17 protein-coding genes and 1 pseudogene are annotated in these 16,532 nt (G+C 70.7%); 8 read left to right on the forward strand and 10 right to left on the reverse strand.

Annotated elements, in window-relative coordinates; translation table 11 throughout:
* Nucleotides 1–13 precede the first annotated feature (13 nt).
* Nucleotides 14–502, reverse strand: a complete 489-nt coding sequence (locus ABT116_RS09495; RefSeq protein ID WP_351630139.1) for a flavin reductase family protein — start codon at nucleotides 500–502, stop codon at nucleotides 14–16.
* A 9-nt stretch (nucleotides 503–511) separates the two neighbouring features.
* The gene (locus tag ABT116_RS09500; protein WP_351630142.1) at nucleotides 512–1,222 is read right to left on the reverse strand and encodes a peptidoglycan-binding domain-containing protein; all 711 of its coding nucleotides are present in this window, start codon (nucleotides 1,220–1,222) and stop codon (nucleotides 512–514) included.
* A gap of 219 nt (nucleotides 1,223–1,441) precedes the next feature.
* Between ABT116_RS09500 and ABT116_RS09505 the strand changes: the two genes are divergently transcribed.
* Entirely contained in the window at nucleotides 1,442–2,107 is a 666-nt protein-coding gene (locus ABT116_RS09505) for a TetR family transcriptional regulator (RefSeq protein ID WP_351630188.1), read from the forward strand.
* Nucleotides 2,108–2,258: 151 nt separating this feature from the next.
* Nucleotides 2,259–2,669 carry a Zn-ribbon domain-containing OB-fold protein gene (locus ABT116_RS09510; protein WP_351630145.1) on the forward strand — a complete coding sequence of 137 codons (411 nt, stop codon included), beginning with the start codon at nucleotides 2,259–2,261 and terminating at the stop codon, nucleotides 2,667–2,669.
* A 129-nt stretch (nucleotides 2,670–2,798) separates the two neighbouring features.
* On the opposite strand, the gene ABT116_RS09515 is transcribed toward ABT116_RS09510, so the two are convergent.
* A complete protein-coding gene (locus ABT116_RS09515) occupies nucleotides 2,799–3,179 on the reverse strand; it encodes a PPOX class F420-dependent oxidoreductase (RefSeq protein ID WP_351630148.1) in 381 nt (126 codons plus the stop codon).
* Between the two features lie 30 nt (nucleotides 3,180–3,209).
* Nucleotides 3,210–4,388, reverse strand: a complete 1,179-nt coding sequence (locus ABT116_RS09520; protein ID WP_351630152.1) for a MalY/PatB family protein — start codon at nucleotides 4,386–4,388, stop codon at nucleotides 3,210–3,212.
* 24 nt (nucleotides 4,389–4,412) lie between these two features.
* Here ABT116_RS09520 and ABT116_RS09525 point away from each other — a divergent pair, with 24 nt between their 5' ends.
* Nucleotides 4,413–5,402: a VHS/ENTH/ANTH domain-containing protein gene (locus ABT116_RS09525; RefSeq protein ID WP_351630155.1), complete on the forward strand. Its 990-nt coding sequence runs from the start codon at nucleotides 4,413–4,415 to the stop codon at nucleotides 5,400–5,402.
* Nucleotides 5,403–5,524: 122 nt separating this feature from the next.
* Nucleotides 5,525–6,871 (forward strand): S1 family peptidase, encoded by a 1,347-nt coding sequence (locus ABT116_RS09530; RefSeq protein ID WP_351630158.1) that lies wholly within the window; start codon nucleotides 5,525–5,527, stop codon nucleotides 6,869–6,871.
* A 32-nt stretch (nucleotides 6,872–6,903) separates the two neighbouring features.
* On the opposite strand, the gene ABT116_RS09535 is transcribed toward ABT116_RS09530, so the two are convergent.
* From ABT116_RS09535 to ABT116_RS09545, 3 genes are all read right to left on the reverse strand, one after another.
* Nucleotides 6,904–7,728, reverse strand: coding sequence for an EamA family transporter (locus ABT116_RS09535; protein WP_351630161.1), 825 nt, complete (start codon nucleotides 7,726–7,728; stop codon nucleotides 6,904–6,906).
* 70 nt (nucleotides 7,729–7,798) lie between these two features.
* Entirely contained in the window at nucleotides 7,799–7,957 is a 159-nt protein-coding gene (locus tag ABT116_RS09540; protein WP_162494364.1) for a hypothetical protein, read from the reverse strand.
* 163 nt (nucleotides 7,958–8,120) lie between these two features.
* Nucleotides 8,121–9,281, reverse strand: coding sequence for an ROK family transcriptional regulator (locus ABT116_RS09545; RefSeq protein WP_351630164.1), 1,161 nt, complete (start codon nucleotides 9,279–9,281; stop codon nucleotides 8,121–8,123).
* Between the two features lie 172 nt (nucleotides 9,282–9,453).
* On the opposite strand from ABT116_RS09545, the gene ABT116_RS09550 reads away from it, so the two are divergent.
* The 4 genes from ABT116_RS09550 to ABT116_RS09565 are packed head-to-tail and all read left to right on the forward strand — an operon-like array spanning nucleotide 9,454 to nucleotide 13,944.
* The gene (locus tag ABT116_RS09550) at nucleotides 9,454–10,419 is read left to right on the forward strand and encodes a carbohydrate ABC transporter permease (protein ID WP_351630167.1); all 966 of its coding nucleotides are present in this window, start codon (nucleotides 9,454–9,456) and stop codon (nucleotides 10,417–10,419) included.
* Nucleotides 10,420–10,437: 18 nt separating this feature from the next.
* Nucleotides 10,438–11,355, forward strand: a complete 918-nt coding sequence (locus ABT116_RS09555; RefSeq protein ID WP_351630170.1) for a carbohydrate ABC transporter permease — start codon at nucleotides 10,438–10,440, stop codon at nucleotides 11,353–11,355.
* 10 nt (nucleotides 11,356–11,365) lie between these two features.
* Nucleotides 11,366–12,715 (forward strand): ABC transporter substrate-binding protein, encoded by a 1,350-nt coding sequence (locus ABT116_RS09560; protein WP_351630172.1) that lies wholly within the window; start codon nucleotides 11,366–11,368, stop codon nucleotides 12,713–12,715.
* 29 nt (nucleotides 12,716–12,744) lie between these two features.
* Entirely contained in the window at nucleotides 12,745–13,944 is a 1,200-nt protein-coding gene (locus ABT116_RS09565) for a Gfo/Idh/MocA family protein (protein ID WP_351630174.1), read from the forward strand.
* Nucleotides 13,945–13,974: 30 nt separating this feature from the next.
* Here the strand turns inward: ABT116_RS09565 and ABT116_RS09570 are convergent, their stop codons facing one another.
* The 3 genes and pseudogenes from ABT116_RS09570 to ABT116_RS09580 all read right to left on the reverse strand — a co-directional run.
* Entirely contained in the window at nucleotides 13,975–14,670 is a 696-nt protein-coding gene (locus ABT116_RS09570; RefSeq protein WP_033312439.1) for a L,D-transpeptidase family protein, read from the reverse strand.
* 184 nt (nucleotides 14,671–14,854) lie between these two features.
* Nucleotides 14,855–15,769 carry an SDR family oxidoreductase gene (locus tag ABT116_RS09575; protein WP_351630178.1) on the reverse strand — a complete coding sequence of 305 codons (915 nt, stop codon included), beginning with the start codon at nucleotides 15,767–15,769 and terminating at the stop codon, nucleotides 14,855–14,857.
* Between the two features lie 90 nt (nucleotides 15,770–15,859).
* A pseudogene (locus tag ABT116_RS09580) lies at nucleotides 15,860–16,447 on the reverse strand (MBL fold metallo-hydrolase); the annotation flags it as partial.
* Nucleotides 16,448–16,532: the final 85 nt, after the last annotated feature.

Genomic DNA, 16,532 nt, shown 5'->3' on the forward strand with positions numbered 1-16,532 from the left:
TCGGGGAGTGTCGTCAGTCGACCGGGTGGCCCGGGTCGATGGTGACGGCGTCGGACAGGCGCAGCAGCGGCCCGTCGTCCTCCCGGTGGCCGCCCCACTCGACCGGGTCGAGGACGAAGCCGATGTGGTCGCCGCCCCCGGTGCGTGTCACGATCCGGCCGACGAACCAGGCCGGCGCGTCCGGCAGGACCAGGGCCCCGCCGTACGCCTCCCGCAGGGAGACGTCCTGGAATTTGTCGGTCCGGTCGCCGGTGTGCCCGCCGAACAGCTCGGCGAGGGCGTGCTGTTCGCGGCCGAGCAGATGCACGGCGAGGACTTCCGCGTTCCGGGCGACCCGGAAGGTGTGGTTGAGCTCGGACAGCCACACCACGAACCGCACGGGCCGCAGCGAGCACTGCGAGGCGAACCCGACCAGACAGCCCGCTCGTTCACCCCCCGCGGCGGCGGTGACCACATACATCTCGGGGTTCAGCCGGTCGATGAACTCGTCCATGCCGGCCATGGTCACACATCAGCCCGTGCCCGCCGGGGTGCGGGACTCCAGGGCCGCCCGGGTGTCGTTGCCGTAGACGCCGGTCTCGTCGCCGCGGATGCCGTACCAGAGCTGGAAGCGGGCGACCGCCGCGGTGAGGGTGGGGTCGTAGCGACCGCTGGTGGAGCCGTCCCGGTAGACGTCCGGGATGCGCAGGAGGCGTTGCTGGAGTTCGGTCACCTCCGGGCCGGATGCTCCCTCGCGCAGTGTGCCGGCGCCGTCCGGGTCCACGGGTGCGGCGGCGGGCGGCGCGGGCGAGGTGGGTGTGGGTGTGGGTGTGGGTGTGGGGTCAGGGGTGGAGGCGGCGGACCGGGGTGGCCCGGGCGCGGGCGCCGCGCTGTCGTCCGTGTGCTCGCCGCGGAGCAGGAGCGCACCACCGAAGCCGATCACCGCGGCCGCGAGGACGGCCACCGCGACGGCTGCGCGGCGCAGCCCGGCTCCCGGGGGTACGGCGTCCGCGGGCCGTCGGATCTCGCGGGCGACGGGCGGGAGTTCCTGTGTCAGGGCCTCGGAACCGGCCGGCCGTCCGGGCAGCGCGACGGACTCGTGGCCGCCGGGTTCCTGACCGGTCTCCCGCCGGAACTCCCGCATCAGTTCGGCGAGCGCGTCGGTGCGGCGGGGCCGCAGGACGCGGATGGGTTCGAGGGCCGGGCCGTCCTGCGGCGGCCTGGGCTCGGACGGTGTCGACACGTTGCTCTCCTTCGTCCGGGCCCGGGGCGCCCGTCTTCGAGGATCGTCCGACGTTGGATACGCGGCCACCGCGTCCGGGGTTCAGAGGCGGGTCACGTCCGGTCGGCAGAGCACTCAGTACCTCCTGCCGAGTGCACCGAGTGCCATGGGTGTCCTTCCGGTGCTACGTTCGCGCTCATGAGCTCCGAGAAAGCCGAGGCGGGCACCGGGAAGCCGCCCATGCGGGACGCCTTGGTCGCGGCGGCCTTCCAGCTGTTCCTGGAGCGGGGGTACGAGCAGACCACCGTCGACGACATCGTGGCCCTCGCGGGAGTGGGGCGGCGCTCGTTCTTCCGCTACTTCCCCTCCAAGGAGGACGTGGTCTTCCCGGACCACGAGCGCTGCCTGGCCGACATGACGGCCTTCCTGGCGGACGGCTCCGACGACGAACCCGTGGGGCGGGTCTGCGACGCGGCCCGGCTCGTGCTGCGCATGTACGCCGAGAACCCGACCTTCTCCGTGCAGCGCTACCGCCTCACCAAGCAGGTCCCGGGTTTGCGTGCCTATGAGCTGTCGGTGGTGTGGCGTTACGAGCGCGCCCTGGCCGCGTACCTGCGCCGGCGCTTCGCCGCCCGCCGGGACGGCACCCTGCAGGCCGACGTGATCGCGGCGGCGGTGGTCGCGGCGCACAACAACGCGCTGCGCTCCTGGCTGCGTTCGGACGGGGAGGGCGAGGCGAGCGCGGGGGTCGACCGCGCGCTGGCCTATGTGCAGTCGGCGTTCGGCGGCGTACCGGTGCCGCCCGCGGTGGAGGAGCCGGAGGACGTGGTGGTCGTCGTGTCGCGGCGCGGGGCACCGCTGTGGCGGGTCGTGCAGGAGATCGAGACGACCCTGGGGCGGGGCTGAGCCTCCGCACATTGAGGGTACGGAGTGCCTTTACGAGTGGCACTGAGTGCCATACTCTGTGCTGCGTGCACGGTGGCACGGCGAGCCGCGCACCCGTGTGCGCGAGTGATCGCGTACGCGGATTCCGGCCGAGTGCAGGGAGTTGACCAGCGTGTACCACTCAGGAAGCGTCACTCAGCAGGCAGCCGGCTCCGCGACGGGTCTGCTCGACCCGAGGGGCCAGGACTCCGAGGCCATCCTCTACCAGCGCTGCACCTGGTGCGGCACCGCCATGTACCACCGGTTGCTCTGTCCGGTCTGCCGGGGCAGCGAGCTGCGCACGGAGCGGGCCGAGGGCACGGGCACGGTGCGCCACTCCACCGTGGTGCACCGCAACACCCCCGCGGCGCGCAACGTCTCCCTGATCGAGATGGCCGAGGGTTTCGTGGTGCGCGGCCGGGTGATGGGCCCGCCGATCGGCATCCACAGCGGCGACCGGGTACGGCTGTCCACGGCCAAGGACCCGGTACGGGGCGAGCCGGTCTTCCAGCTCCTGGACGAGCCGTACCGGGCCTGGAGCTGACGTCGCCTCAGCCGGCGAGCGGTTCGCCGGTGCGCACCGGCCGTCCCGTGCCGCAGCTCCGGTCGGCCGCCGGCCCTCCTGCCAGGGGGCTGCGGCCAACAGGGTGTGCCGGGTGCGCGCCTGAGGCCCTCACAAGGTGATGCGGATGCCCACGGTGCCGTCCACGCCCCGGCGCAACCGGCTGCCGAGCAGGGTGAGCCGGCCCGTCAGGCCGTACTTGCGGGCGATCAGCTGCCGGTAGCGGGCGGTGGTGGCCGGGTCGCAGATCTCCGCCGTCGCGGGCACCTGGTCGCCGGTGGGGTTGCCGCGCAGGTCGCAGGGCCCGACCAGTACGTCGGCGCGGTTGCGGATCCGCTTCACCTTCCAGGAGTCGGCGGCCGTCCACGCGCCGAGCGCCGTACCGTCGCGTACCACCCAGACCGGGGTGGCGACCGGCGTGCCGTTCCTGCGGTAGCTGGTGATCAGCAGGTACTTTCCCGCGCCGAGTGCGTCCAGCGTTGTGTCGTCCATGGCGGGCAGTGTACGAGCGTGTCCCGAGGCTCAGCGGAGCGCCGCCGCCATTCTGCGCACCGCCTCCGTGAGCACCTCTTTCGAGGTCGCCAGGTTGAGACGGGCATGGCCGGTGCCACCCGTGCCGAAGGGGAGGCCGGAGCTGAGGGCGACCCGGCCGTGGTGCAGGAAGACGTCGGCCGGGTCGTCGCCGAGCCCGAGCGCGCGGCAGTCGAGCCAGGCCAGGTAGGTGGCGTCGCCCGGCCGGTAACGGATCGCGGGCAGGTGCTCGGCGAGCAGGTCCGCGAGCAGCCGCCGGTTGGCCTCGAGGCCGGCCAGCAGGGCGTCCAGCCAGGTCACGCCGTCGCGCAGGGCGGCGGTGTGGGCGATGACGGCGACGTGGCTGGGGCCGTGCCCCACCTCCTCGGGCATCCGCTGCAGGTCGTCGGCGGCCCCGGGCCCGGCGATCGCGAGGGCGGCCTTGAGGCCGGGCAGGTTCCAGCCCTTCGAGGCGGACATCAGCGACAGGCCGCGCTCGGCGCCCGGCACACTCAGATACGGCACGAAGCCGGCGTCGCCGAGCACGAGCGGGGAGTGGATCTCGTCGGCGACGACGCGCACGCCGTACCGCTCGGCGAGGGCCGCGACGGCGGACAGCTCGGCGGCCGTGTGCACGGTGCCGGTCGGGTTGTGGGGGCTGCACAGCAGGTAGGCGGCCCGTCGCCGGTCCGTCACGGCCCGCCGGAAGGTCTCCTCCAGGACGTCGAGGTCCAGGCGCCCGTCCGCCCCCAGCGGGGCCTCGGACACCCGTCGGTCCATGTGCTTCACGAACAGGTGGAACGGCGGGTAGACGGGCGGGTTGAGGACCACGGTGTCGCCGGGGCCGGTGAGCAGTTTGAGCATCTCGACGACACCCAGCATGACGTCGGGCACGAGCGCGGTGCGCTCCACGGCGAGCCCCTCCCAGCCCCACCGCTTCCCCGCGAAGTCGGCCAGGGCCTCCGGGTAGGCGGTCCCGGCCGCGTAGCCGGTGTCGCCGAGGTGGAGCGCGTCGGTGACGGCGCGCACGACGGACTCCGCGAGCGGCACGTCCATCTCGGCCACCCACAGCGGCAGCACGTCTTCCGGGTAGGTGCGCCACTTCACGCTGGTGCGCTGCCGGAGGCGGTCGAGGGTGAGGGCTTGCAGGGGATTAGGTTCACCGGACGACTCGTGCGGGATCCTGGTCATGGGCACACGATAGGGGGCTGTGCGGTGAGCGGGAATCTTGCGGACGGGGAGCGGGGCAGGGCGGCGGACGCGGTCCTGGAGGTCGCCTGCGACGAGTCGGGGTCGGACGGTGAGAACCTCACCGGCGGGAACACGGACGTGTTCGCGCACGCCGGCGTCTCGCTGTCCGAGGCGGCGGCCGCGGCGACGGTGCGGGAGATCCGGGACCGGATCAGGTCACCGGCCGAGGAGTACAAGGCGAACCACCTGCTGCGGGAGAAGCACCGCGCGGTGCTGGAATGGCTGCTCGCGTCGCGGGGACCGATCCACGGGCGGGCGCGGGTGCACCTCATGGAGAAGACGTTCTTCGTGGTGGACCGGACGGTCTGCCTGCTGCTGGACGACGCGGTCGAGGCGGCCGTCCTGTTCCGCGCGGGGCGCCCGGCCTTCGGGGAGGCCGGCTGGCGGGCGTTCCTGGAGGCGGCCAACCAGCTGCTGCGGGTCCGTCAGGACGGGGACCCGGTGGACGCCTTCTACGGCACCGTCGACAGCCTGCTCCGGGCACGGCCGCGGTCGGACGCGGCGAGCATCCTGGAGCGGCTCGCCGCGACCCGGCCCCGCGCGGTGTCGTACCGCGACGGTCTCCTGGCGGGGCCGCCGCTGATCCCGCTGCTCAACCCGCTGCTCCCGGCGATCGTGCGCACGGCCGCGCTCTGGAGCGGTGACGGGCGGCCGGTCCACCTCGTGCACGACCGGCAGAACATGCTGACGCCGGACCGCATCGCGTGGATCGAGGGAACGGCCCGGCGGGCCGGGATCGGCCTGGCCGGGCTGCGGCTGGTCGTCGCGCGGGACGACGCACGGGTGCAGGTGGCGGACTTCCTCGCCGGGATCGCCCGCAAGATCGCCTCCGACGAGCTGAACGGCCGCGGGGACCCGGCGCTCACCGCCCTGCTGCGGCCCTTCGTGGATCCGGGTTCGGTGTGGGGCGACGCTCGCAGCGGGGCCCTGCTCGCGGACCCGGTCGCCGGGTGACGCCGAAGAGATCACCGGTGCGCTGAACACGGCGCGGCTGCGCCCCGTATGGATGAGGGGCACTCAACTCCAGGAGGGCCCCGCGGTGTTCGCACCGTGATGTTCGGGTTCGGGAGCCATGCATGAGGCACGCACGACGACGGGTCGTCCGGCGAGTGACACGGCTGGCGGCCGTCGGCGGACTCCTCCTCGGAGGAGCCATGGTCACCAACGCCGTGGCGAGCGAGCCATCGGACCCGGTCATCGGCGTCCCGTTCACCGCACCGCCTGCGACCGGCGATGGCACCGACCTCGTGTCCCGGCTCGGGAACACGCGCACGGCGGGCAGCTGGATCGACTCGTCCGGGCGGCCGGTCGTCGCGGTGACGGACGAGAGGGCGGCCGCCGAGGTGAAGCGCGCCGGCGCACAGGCCAAGATGGTCAGCCACAGCATGAGCGACCTCAAGTCCGCCGCGGCGACACTGCGTTCGGCCCCCAGGGTCTCCGGCACCTCGTGGGCCCTGGACTACAAGAACAACCAGGTGGTGGTACGCGGCGACAGCACCGTCTCCGCTTCCGCCTGGTCCAGGATGACCGAGGTCGCCGAGGGCATCGGCTCCTTCGTGCGCATGGAGCGCACCGAGGGCGCGTTCACGACACGGCTCAACGGCGCGCAACCCATCCTGTCGACCGCCGGGCGCTGTTCGGCGGGGTTCAACGTGACCGACGGGGAGAGCGACTTCATCCTCACGGCGGGGCACTGCGGTCCCGACGGTTCGGTCTGGTTCGCCGACGACCGGGGCCGGCAGCAGGTCGGCACCTCGCTCAAGGGAAGCTTCCCCGGCGACGACTACTCCCTGGTGAAGTACGACGCCGGCCGCGCGGGCAAGGGCGCGGACGTGGTGGCGGTCGGTGACGGCAAGGGCGTGCGGATCACGGGCGTCGCCGACGCGGAGGTCGGGCAGAAGATCTTCCGCAGCGGCAGCACCAGCGGACTGCGCGAGGGAGAGGTGACCGCGCTCAACGCCACGGTCAACTACCCCGAGGGCACGGTCAGTGGCCTCATCGAGACGAACGTGTGCGCCGAACCCGGTGACAGCGGAGGCCCGATGTTCGCCGACGGCATCGCGCTCGGCCTGACGTCGGGCGGCAGCGGGGACTGCAAGGCGGGCGGTACGACGTTCTTCCAGCCGGTGACGAAGGCGCTGACCGAGCTGGGCGTCAAGCTGATCGTGGCCAAGTCGGCCGGCGGCACGGGCGCCGCACCCGCCCCGTCGGCGTCGCCGGGCGCGGCCTCGCCCGGTTCGTCGGCGCCGATCACGGGCACGGATGTGTCGACACTGCTGAGCCGCCTCACCGACCCGCGCAATGTCGGCCCCGGCATGCTCGTCATCGCGGGCAGCCTCGTCGCCCTGGTGGCGACCCGGTGGATCCGCGCGGAGCAGGACCGCAAGGCGTACCGGCAGTACTACTCGGCGACTTGGGGATGACGCGGGTGGCCGGCGGTCGCGGGATCGGGCCGTCAGCCCAGGGTGAGCAGCACGGTCGCGATGCCCGCCCCCAGCAGTCCCACCGCCTGACGGCGGCTGATCCGCTCGTGCAGCAGGACGAGGCCGAGCACCACGGGAAGGGCCGGGTAGAGGGAGGCCAGGACCACGGCGACGGCGAGCAACTGCCGCTGGGCGGCGAGCAGATACAGCACGAGGCCGAGGGCCGCACCGGCCCCGGTGAGCACGGCCTGGACACAGCGCACGGGCGGCAGCTTCAGCCGAGGGGCGTGACGCGCGGCGTCCGGCAGGAGCACGAGGACCGCGGCGACCCGGCCCGCGGCGACGGGCCACAGCCCGCTTCCGGCACCGGCCTGACCGAGCGCGAGGTACTGCACCGCGACGCCCGCGCTGGCGACGAGCCCGTCCGCCGTTCCCCTCCCCGCGCCGCCCTTGCCCCCTGCCACGAACCACAACGCGGGCACCGTGACGGCGATACCGAGCCAGGCGACGGCGCCCGGGCGGTCGCCGAGGACGAGGACCCCGCACAGCACCGACAGCGCGACACCGGTGACGGCGCTCACCGGCACCACGACGCTCATGTCCCCTCTGCTCAGCCCGCGGTTGAGGAACCACATGGCGGTGCCGCTGCCGACGCCGGACAGCGCGCCCCACAACAGGTCGGCACCCTGGACGGCATCGGCGGGCAGGAGGAGCGCGGCGGCGCAGGCGAGCAGCAACCCGCCCAGCTGGCCGAGGAAGGTGACGGCCGTGTGATGTGCGCGACGGGACAGCAGACCGCCGGCGAAGTCAACAATGCCGTAGACGACGGCCGAGGACAGTGCGAGAAGGGCACCCATTGGATCAGGGGTGCCCTTCGAGGAGGGTCCGATGCGTCAGTGGATCGGAACGAGGTCAGGCCGCGGGCGCCTACTGCGGGGCCGCGGCGGCCCACTCCAGGACGAGCCGCTGGTACTCCTCGCGCTGCTCGACGCTCAGTGTCCCGCCCGACCGGCGCCACAGCGCACGGATCTCCTCGTTGACCTCGTCAGCCGATCGCTCGGATGAGGTTTCAACAGTGGTGGACATGCTGTGAAGCATACGTCGCCGGACGTGAAGGCGATGTGAGTAATCACGAACTAAACGGTCATTTCGGACAGTGTTGCTGATCACGTCCATCTCCCGGTAAACGTGAGGCTGTTCACATCCACCGCCTGTGAGTACCTTTCGCCTCCGCGGAGTTCGCCGTCGTTCACGCTTCGGCCGATCCCAGCACCAGCACCTTGATGGCCAACACGGCCGCACCGCGGGCCCAGTCGTGGAAGTCGGACACCTTCGTCTCCAGGCCGACCGGCGCGGCGAGCGGGTGCCTGAGCTCACGAACCGTCTCCTCGACCGTCTTTCCGGCCACGTCCATCAGCCCGACCCCCTCCCCCGCCAGAAGGATCTTCTGCGGCATGACGAAGTTGGAGATCTGCGCGACGAGCGTACCCAGGGCTCGCGCCGCCTCGCCGACGACCCGGGCGGGCATCGGGTCCCCGGCGGCGGCCCGGGCGAGGATCTCCTCGTAGGTGCGGTCCTCGCCGGTGGCGGCCCTGATCTGGTAGCGGATGCTGGGGATGGTCAGCAGCGAGACGGCACTGCCGCGCCTGCCGTCCGGGGTGAGCGGCCCGTGGGAGTCGACGATCCAGTGCCTCCCGAAGCCACGGTCCTCCTCCGCGAAGGGCACCCGCTTGCCGCCCAGGACGAGCCCGTAGCCGAGGCCGGCGCCGATGGTGAGGACGACGAAGCGGTCCAGTCCGCGCCCTGCGCCGAACCAGGTCTCCGCCTCGACCAGGGCCGCGACGTCGTTCTCGACGACCACCGGCAGGCCGGTGCGCTCCTCGACCAGTTCGGCGAGGGGGACGTCCCGCCACAGCAGGAACGGGGATTCGCCGACCACGGCACGGTCTTGGACGAAGCCGCCGACCCCGATGCCGATCCCGGCGAGGCGGGGGTGGCCCTTGGCCAGTTCGGCGGTCATCTCGGCCAGCACGTCGGCGACTTCGGCGGGGTCGTGGGTGGTGAGCACGCGGTCGTGGCGGGCGACGATCTGGCTTCGAAGGGTGGTGACGACACCGTAGACCGCGTCCTCGGTGATCTTGAATCCGAGGAAGAAGCCCGAGTCGGCGACGACGTCCAGCGGCTGCGAGGGGCGGCCCTGGCGCGCCTCCGCGGGCGCCCCCGCCTCGGGCACCTCGACCAGCAGGCCCGACTCGATGAGCGGTTTGGTCAGGCGGGTGAGGCTGCCGGCCGACAGACCCAGCCTGCGGGCGAGTTCCGTGCGCGACAGCGGGCCGTGGACCAGCACTTCGATCGCCACGGAGCGCTCGCCGGGGCTCAGCGGCAGCCAGCCGGAGGTGCCTTCGGTCATGAAAGGTCCGACTCCCCTCACCCGTTTTTTTCGCACTGAAACCAACATGACCACTCTAGGCAGATGTCGGTTCCTGGGAAAAGATGTTTGCAGGGCTCTTGACGCAGCAATTGTTTCGCACCAAAAGTAAGTCCCGCCAGAGGACGAGCCGCCGCAGCGAGGGAGTCTCCCGATGACCATCGCCTCCAGCAGTCCTCCTTCGCGTCTGCCCTCGGGCGACGCGGCGGAGGCCCGCAGCAGGACCGGGCCGCGACAGGGGGTGTCCGGCGAGGACCGGGGGGACGGCCGGCTGGCCGCGCTCTTCATCGCGCCGGCGCTGCTCGGCTTTCTGGTCTTCCTGCTCTGGCCGACGCTCCGGGGCATCTACCTGAGCTTCACCCGCTTCAACCTGCTGACGCCCGCGGAGTGGGTGGGCCTGGACAACTACGTCCGCATGGTCAACGACCCCATCTTCTGGGACTCGCTGTGGGTCACCGTCGAGTACGTCGTCATCAACATCGGTGTCCAGACGGTCGCGGCGCTGGCCATCGCCGTCCTGCTCCAGCGGCTGACGCAGTCGGCGATGCTCCGCGGGATCGTGCTGACGCCGTATCTGATGTCGAACGTCGTCGCCGGTCTGGTCTGGCTGTGGATCCTCGACACGCAGCTCGGCATCGGCAACGAGATCATCAGCGGCCTCGGCGTGGACCGCATCCCGTTCCTCGCGGACGAGACCTGGGCGATCCCGACGATCGCGCTCATCAACGTGTGGCGGCACGTCGGGTACACCGCCCTGCTGCTCTTCGCGGGTCTGCAGGCGATCCCCAGTGACATGTACGAGGCGGCCCGGGTGGACGGCGCGAGCGAGTGGCGGATGTTCTGGCGGATCACCATGCCGCTGCTGCGGCCCGTGCTCGCGGTCGTGCTGATCATGACGGTGATCGGGTCGTTCCAGGTGTTCGACACCGTCGCCGTGACCACCGCGGGCGGTCCGGCGAACGCGACCAACGTCCTGCAGTACTACATCTACGGCTCCGCCTTCGGCCGCTTCCAGTTCGGCTACGCCTCGGCCATGTCCGTCGCCCTGCTGGTCGTGCTGAGCGCGATCACCGTCCTGCAGTACCGGCTCACCCGGGCCGGCCGGACCGACCTCGGCTGACGGAAGGGAGACACCGCCATGACTGCCGTGACGACAACGACACCGACGACCCTGCGACAGCGCAGGTTCCCCTTCGGGCGGGTCGCCGCCTGGACCGTGATGGGGCTGATCGTCCTCATCACCCTGCTGCCGTTCTACTGGATCCTGCGCACCGCGCTCTCCACCAACGCGGGCCTGAGCGCCGACCCCACCCACCCCCTGCCGGTCGACCTCACCACCAGCGGCTTCCAACGCGCCCTGGGACTGCAGTCGGCCGAGGAGGCCGTCGCGCAGGGCGGCGCGGGCGGCGGGCTGGACTTCTGGCGCTACCTGCTCAACTCGGTGCTGGTCTCGACCCTGATCACCGGATGTCAGATCTTCTTCTCCGCGATGGCCGCCTACGCCTTCTCCCGGCTGCGCTGGCGGGGCCGGGACAAGGTGTTCGGGCTGTTCCTGGCCGGGATGATGGTGCCGGCCATCTTCACGCTGCTGCCGAACTTCGTGCTCATCAAGCAGCTGCACCTGATCGACACGCTCCTGGGCATCGCGCTGCCCACCATGTTCATGACGCCGTTCGCGGTGTTCTTCCTGCGCCAGTTCTTCATGAACATCCCGAAGGAGGTCGAGGAGGCCGCGCTGCTCGACGGCGCCGGGAAGATCAAGATCTTCTTCCGGGTGGTCCTGCCGATGGCGTCCACGCCGATCATCACGCTGGCCGTGCTGACGTACATCACCTCCTGGAACGACTACTTCTGGCCGCTGATGGTCTCCTACAGCGACAGTTCGCGCGTGCTGACCGTTGCGCTCGCGGTCTTCCGGGCGCAGACCCCGGCGACCGGCGTCGACTGGTCCGGGCTCATGGCCGCGACGCTGATCGCCGCGCTGCCGATGCTGGTGCTGTTCGCCTGTTTCGCCCGCCGCATCGTCAGCTCCATCGGCTTCACCGGGATCAAGTAAGGGGACTGGGATGCGAATTCGATTTCGTCCGCTCGTCGCGGCGACCGGAGCGCTGGCATTGTCCCTGCTCAGCGGATGCGCGCAGGGAGGCGCCGCCGGATCGTCCGCGAACACCGTCACGTACTGGCTGTGGGACGCCAACCAGCTGCCCGCCTACCAGGCCTGTGCCAAGGGGTTCGAGAAGGAGAACCCCGGACTGCACGTCAAAATCACCCAGTTGGGCTGGAGTGACTACTGGACCAAGCTCACCGCCGGGTTCATCGCGGGCACCCAGCCGGACGTGTTCACCGACCACATCCAGTACTTCGGCCAGTTCGCCGACCTGAAGGTCCTCGAACCGCTCGACGACCTCGGCATCGAGGACTCGGACTACCAGCCGGGCCTCGCCGCCAACTGGATCGGCAAGGACGGCCACCGCTACGGCGCCCCGAAGGACTGGGACACGGTCGCGCTGTTCTACAACTCCAAGATGACCGAGGAGGCCGGACTCGGCGCCGAGCAGCTCAACAGCCTCTCCTGGAACCCGAAGGACGGTGGCAGCTTCGAGAAGGCCGTCGCGCACCTCACGATCGACAGGAACGGCAAGCGGGGTGACGAGCCGGGCTTCGACAAGAACAACGTCAAGGTGTACGGCATGGCCAGCAACGGCGGTGGTTTCGGCGACGGCCAGACCCAGTGGAGCAACTTCGCCGCCTCCGCCGGGTGGAGCTACCTCGACAAGCCGCGCTGGGGCACGGAGTACCAGTACGACAGCAAGACCTTCCAGTCCGTCATCCAGTGGTACTTCGGACTGGCGAAGAAGGGCTACATGCCGCCGCTGTCCGACTACAACGTCCAGTCCAACCAGGCGAACACCCAGGTGGCGGCGGGCAAGGCGGCCACCGCGTTCGACGGGGCCTGGATGATCTCCACGTACGCCGGCTTCAAGGGCAAGGACATCAAGACCGCCCTGACGCCGGCCGGCCCGACCGGCAAGCGCGCCACGATGCTGAACGGCCTCGCCGACTCCGTCACCAAGGCCTCCAAGAACAAGGCGGGCGCCCGCAAGTGGGTGGCCTACCTGGCCTCGGACCGCTGCCAGACCGTCGTCGGCAGGTCCGGAGTGGTCTTCCCCGCCACCCCGGCCGGCACCGAGGCGGCCGTCGCCGCATACCGGAAGAAGGGCATCGACGTCTCGGCGTTCACCGAACCCGTGGCCGACAAGAAGGACTTCCGGACCTTCTCCTATCCGATCGCCAGCTACTCGGCGGACATGACGGCGCTGATGGCCCCCGCGATGGAGGACATCTACGGCAACGGAAAGCCCGTGAGCAGCCTCGACCAGACCAATGAAACGCTCAACCTGATCCTCTCGCAGTGATCCCCCGACCAGTGAAGGGCACGCCCCCCATGACGTTCTCCCTCGGCATCGTCGGCGCCGGACAGTTCTCGGGCCAGTTCGCCACCCTGTTCCAGGCCCACCCTGGCGTCGGCGACGTCTACGTCACCGATCTGCTGCCCGAGCGGGCCGCACAACTCGCCTCCGCGCAGGGACTGGCGGGCACCTTCCCGTCCTACCAGGCCATGCTGGAGTCGGAGGACGTCGACGCCGTCGCGATCTTCACCCAGCGCTGGACGCACGGGCCGCTGGTGCTCCAGGGCCTCAACGCCGGCAAGCACGTGTACTCCGCGGTGCCCATGGCGATCAGCACGGAGGAGATCGCGGCGATCATCGACGCGGTCAAGGCCACGGGGCTGACGTACATGATGGGCGAGACCAGCGAGTACAACCCGGCCACGGTCCACGCCCGCAACCAGATCGCCGAGGGCGCCTTCGGGCGGCTCTTCTACGCCGAGGGCGACTACGTCCACGACATGGACCTGGGATTTTACGAGGCCTACCAGTACAGCGGAGGCGAGAACTGGAAGGCGACCGCCAGCTATCCCCCGCTGCTGTACCCGACGCACGCGGTCGGCGGGGTGCTGGGCGCCTGGAAGACGCACGCGGTGAGCGTGTCGGCGATCGGTGTCGTCGACGACCGGGGCGACGGCGTCTTCGACAAGGACGTCAGCCAGTTCGGCAACGACGTCTCCAACGCCACCGCGCTGTTCGAGGTGGCGGGCGGCGGCTCGTTCCGTACGAACGAGTTCCGGCGGGTCGGTTACCCCTCGCACATACGGGAATCGCGCTTCCGCTTCTTCGGCACCGAGGCGAGCATGGAGCAGCTCGCCACGGTCGCCCTGTGGCAGGACAAGCAGGGGGTGAAGGACATCAGCGAACTCCTGGAGCCCAAGCCCACCATGGCGCCCGACGACCCCTCGCTGCAGCACATCGCGCCGGAGCTGCGGGCCGCCTTCACCTCCGGGTCGGCGCCCGTGCACGACCGGGCGCGGCTGCCGAGGGAGTTCGACAGCCTGCACAACGGCCACGAGGGCAGCCACCACTTCCTGGTGGACGACTTCGTGACCGCCGTCAACGACCGCACGCTGCCGTCGGTGAACGCCTGGGTGGCGGCCCGCTACACCCTGCCGGGCATCGTCGCGCACGAGTCGGCGCGGCAGGGCGGGGTCAGGCTGGAGATCCCGGACTTCGGGGACGCGCCCCAGTAGGGGCGCCGGGCGCGAGCCGGGTGCCTGGGATCAGGTGCCCGGCTTGCGGCCGTAGACGAAGACGTCGTCGCCCTTCTTCAGCAGCGACCAGTACTTCTTGGCGTCGGTCTTGGTCATGTTGACGCAGCCGCGCGAGCCGGGCGGGTTCCACATGCTGACGTTCGCCTGGTGGAAGGCCTGGCCGCCGTCGAAGAACTGGGCGTAGGGCATCGGCACGTCGTAGATGGACGAGACGTGGTCGATGTTGCGCCAGTAGATCTTCTTCAGGCCGGTGCGGGTCTCGTCGCCGTTACGGCCGGTGCGGACCGGGACGGGTCCGTAGACGAGCTCCTTGCCGTCCTGGATCCAGCTCAACTGGAGCGTCAGGTTCACACAGGCGATGCGGCCCTTGTTCACCGGGCACTTGCCGTCCTTGTTGGGGTTCGACCCGACGGCCTTCTGCTTCTGCATCAGGTCCATCACGCCCCAGGTGACGGATCCGGCGTAGCCGATGTTCGGCGAGATGCCGTGCTTGGTCTGGAAGGCCTGGATGGCCTTGCAGTCGGCGGCGGACTGCTTGCCGTCGACCGGACGGCCGAGGAACTTCTCGACCTTCTTCTGGTACGGGCCGGCCTGCGTGGTGCAGCTGGCGGCCTGCGCCGGTGCGGCGCCGAGTGCGAGCGTGAGCGGTGCCACCAGACCGGTGATCCCCAGTGCGACGGCGCTCCGTCTGCGTACGTCCCCCATGGCTGGTCATGCCCTTTCGCGAAAACGGATCGGTGATGTCTGCCAGCTAGACGGACGGCGAGGGGTTCCGGTTGTGCGGTCGGGCGCGCTGGGACGGAACAGTGACATACCCCACCGGCGCGGAGTGGACATATCCATGCATGGTGGGGGATATCGGAGACCAGGTTTCCGGCTCGTCCGTGTGTCAGCGGTAGCCGGTCGTGTCCGCCGGCTTGCCTGCGTCCTGGACCTCCACCAGGTAACGCCAGGCGTCCGGACGGCTGCCGTCAAGGTCGGTGAAGCCGTACGCCCGGGCGAGTCCGCCGCTGGACAACGACTGGCCGTTCCAGCGCGCCACGTCCGCGTCGGCGGCGAGTGCGGCCACGGCCCGGCCCACGTAGTGCGGAGTCTCGGAGATGGCGAAGTGGGGGACGCGTTCCAAGGCGTCGCGCCAGTTCTCCTCCCGCACTCCGAAGCCGTCCAGCATCAGCTCCGAGCGCAGCCAGCCGGGGGTGAGGGCGACGGCGGTGGCGCCGCGCGGGCCGAGTTCGTGACCGAGGGCGAAGGCCATGCGCAGCACGGAGGCCTTGGCGAGGTCGTAGAAGAAGTTCACACGGTAGTTCTCGCGGTTGTAGTCGGCGGTGCCGTCGGTGACCTCGACGACCAGGCCGCCGGGGTTGCGCAGCAGCAGGGGCAGGGCGTGGTGGCTGGTGACGGCGTGCGTCTCGACGGCGAGCCGGAGCAGGCGCAGGCCGCTGTCGAGGTCGTGCTCCCAGAGCGGGGTGTCCCACTCGAAGAGCTTCTCGCCACCCCAGATGTCGTTGACGAGGACGTCGAGGCGGCCCTGTTCGTCGGCGATCCTGTCCACGAGCGCCTTGACCTGCGCCCGGTCCAGGTGGTCGGTGGGGACGGCGATGCCCCGCCCGCCGGCGGCGGTGACCAGGTCGGCGGTGTCCTCGATGGTCTCGGGCCTGTCGTACTCCGAGCGGCGGGCGCGGGTGGTGCGGCCGGTCACGTAGACCGTGGCGCCGGCCGCGCCGAGTTCGACGGCGATCCCGCGCCCGGCACCCCGGGTCGCACCGGCGACCAGTGCGACCTTGTCCTGCAACGGAGCTGACATGTCCGACCTCCCGTGACCGTGACTGCTTGGCGCCTTCAGCGTGACGGGTAAGCCGGACATCTTCTGTCGCCTTTTATGGGCGCGTCGCGGTCAGTGGCCCCGGCTGATCCATTCCTCCAGGTGCGGGGCCTCCGCGCCGATGGTCGTGGAGTCGCCGTGGCCGGTGCGGACCGTCGTCTCCGGCGGCAGGGTCAGCAACCGGTCGCGGATCGAGTCGATGATCGTCGGGAAGTGCGAGAAGGAGCGGCCGGTGGCGCCGGGGCCGCCCTGGAAGAGAGTGTCGCCGGTGAAGACGGTGCCGAGGCCCGGGTCGTAGAGGCAGACCGCGCCGGGTGCGTGCCCCGGGGTGTGCAGGACGCGCAGGTCGGCGCCGCCGGCTTCGATCACCTGGCCGTCGGTCAGCCAGGCGTCGGGCTCGCGGTCCGGGTGGGTCTGCTTCCACAGCGGCAGGTCGTCGTGGTGCAGCCAGATGGTGGCGCCGGTGCGCTCGGCGAGGGCTGGGGCGGCGTCGATGTGGTCGTTGTGGGCGTGCGTGCACACGATGGCCGTGAGCCGGCGGTCCCCGACGGCTTCGGCGATGGCGTCGGCGTCGTGGGCGGCGTCGATGACGACCGCCTCGTGGTCGTCGCCGACGATCCAGACGTTGTTGTCGACGTCCCAGGTGCCGCCGTCGAGGCTGACATGGGCTCAGCTCGATGAACTCACCGCGCCTGAGCGGCGAGGCGTAACCGCCGCTCTGCACACCGGTGTTGTACGAGTCGAG

Origin of the sequence: Streptomyces sp. NPDC002130 (genome assembly GCF_040296465.1) — a bacterium.
In the GTDB taxonomy this organism is placed as follows: domain Bacteria; phylum Actinomycetota; class Actinomycetes; order Streptomycetales; family Streptomycetaceae; genus Streptomyces.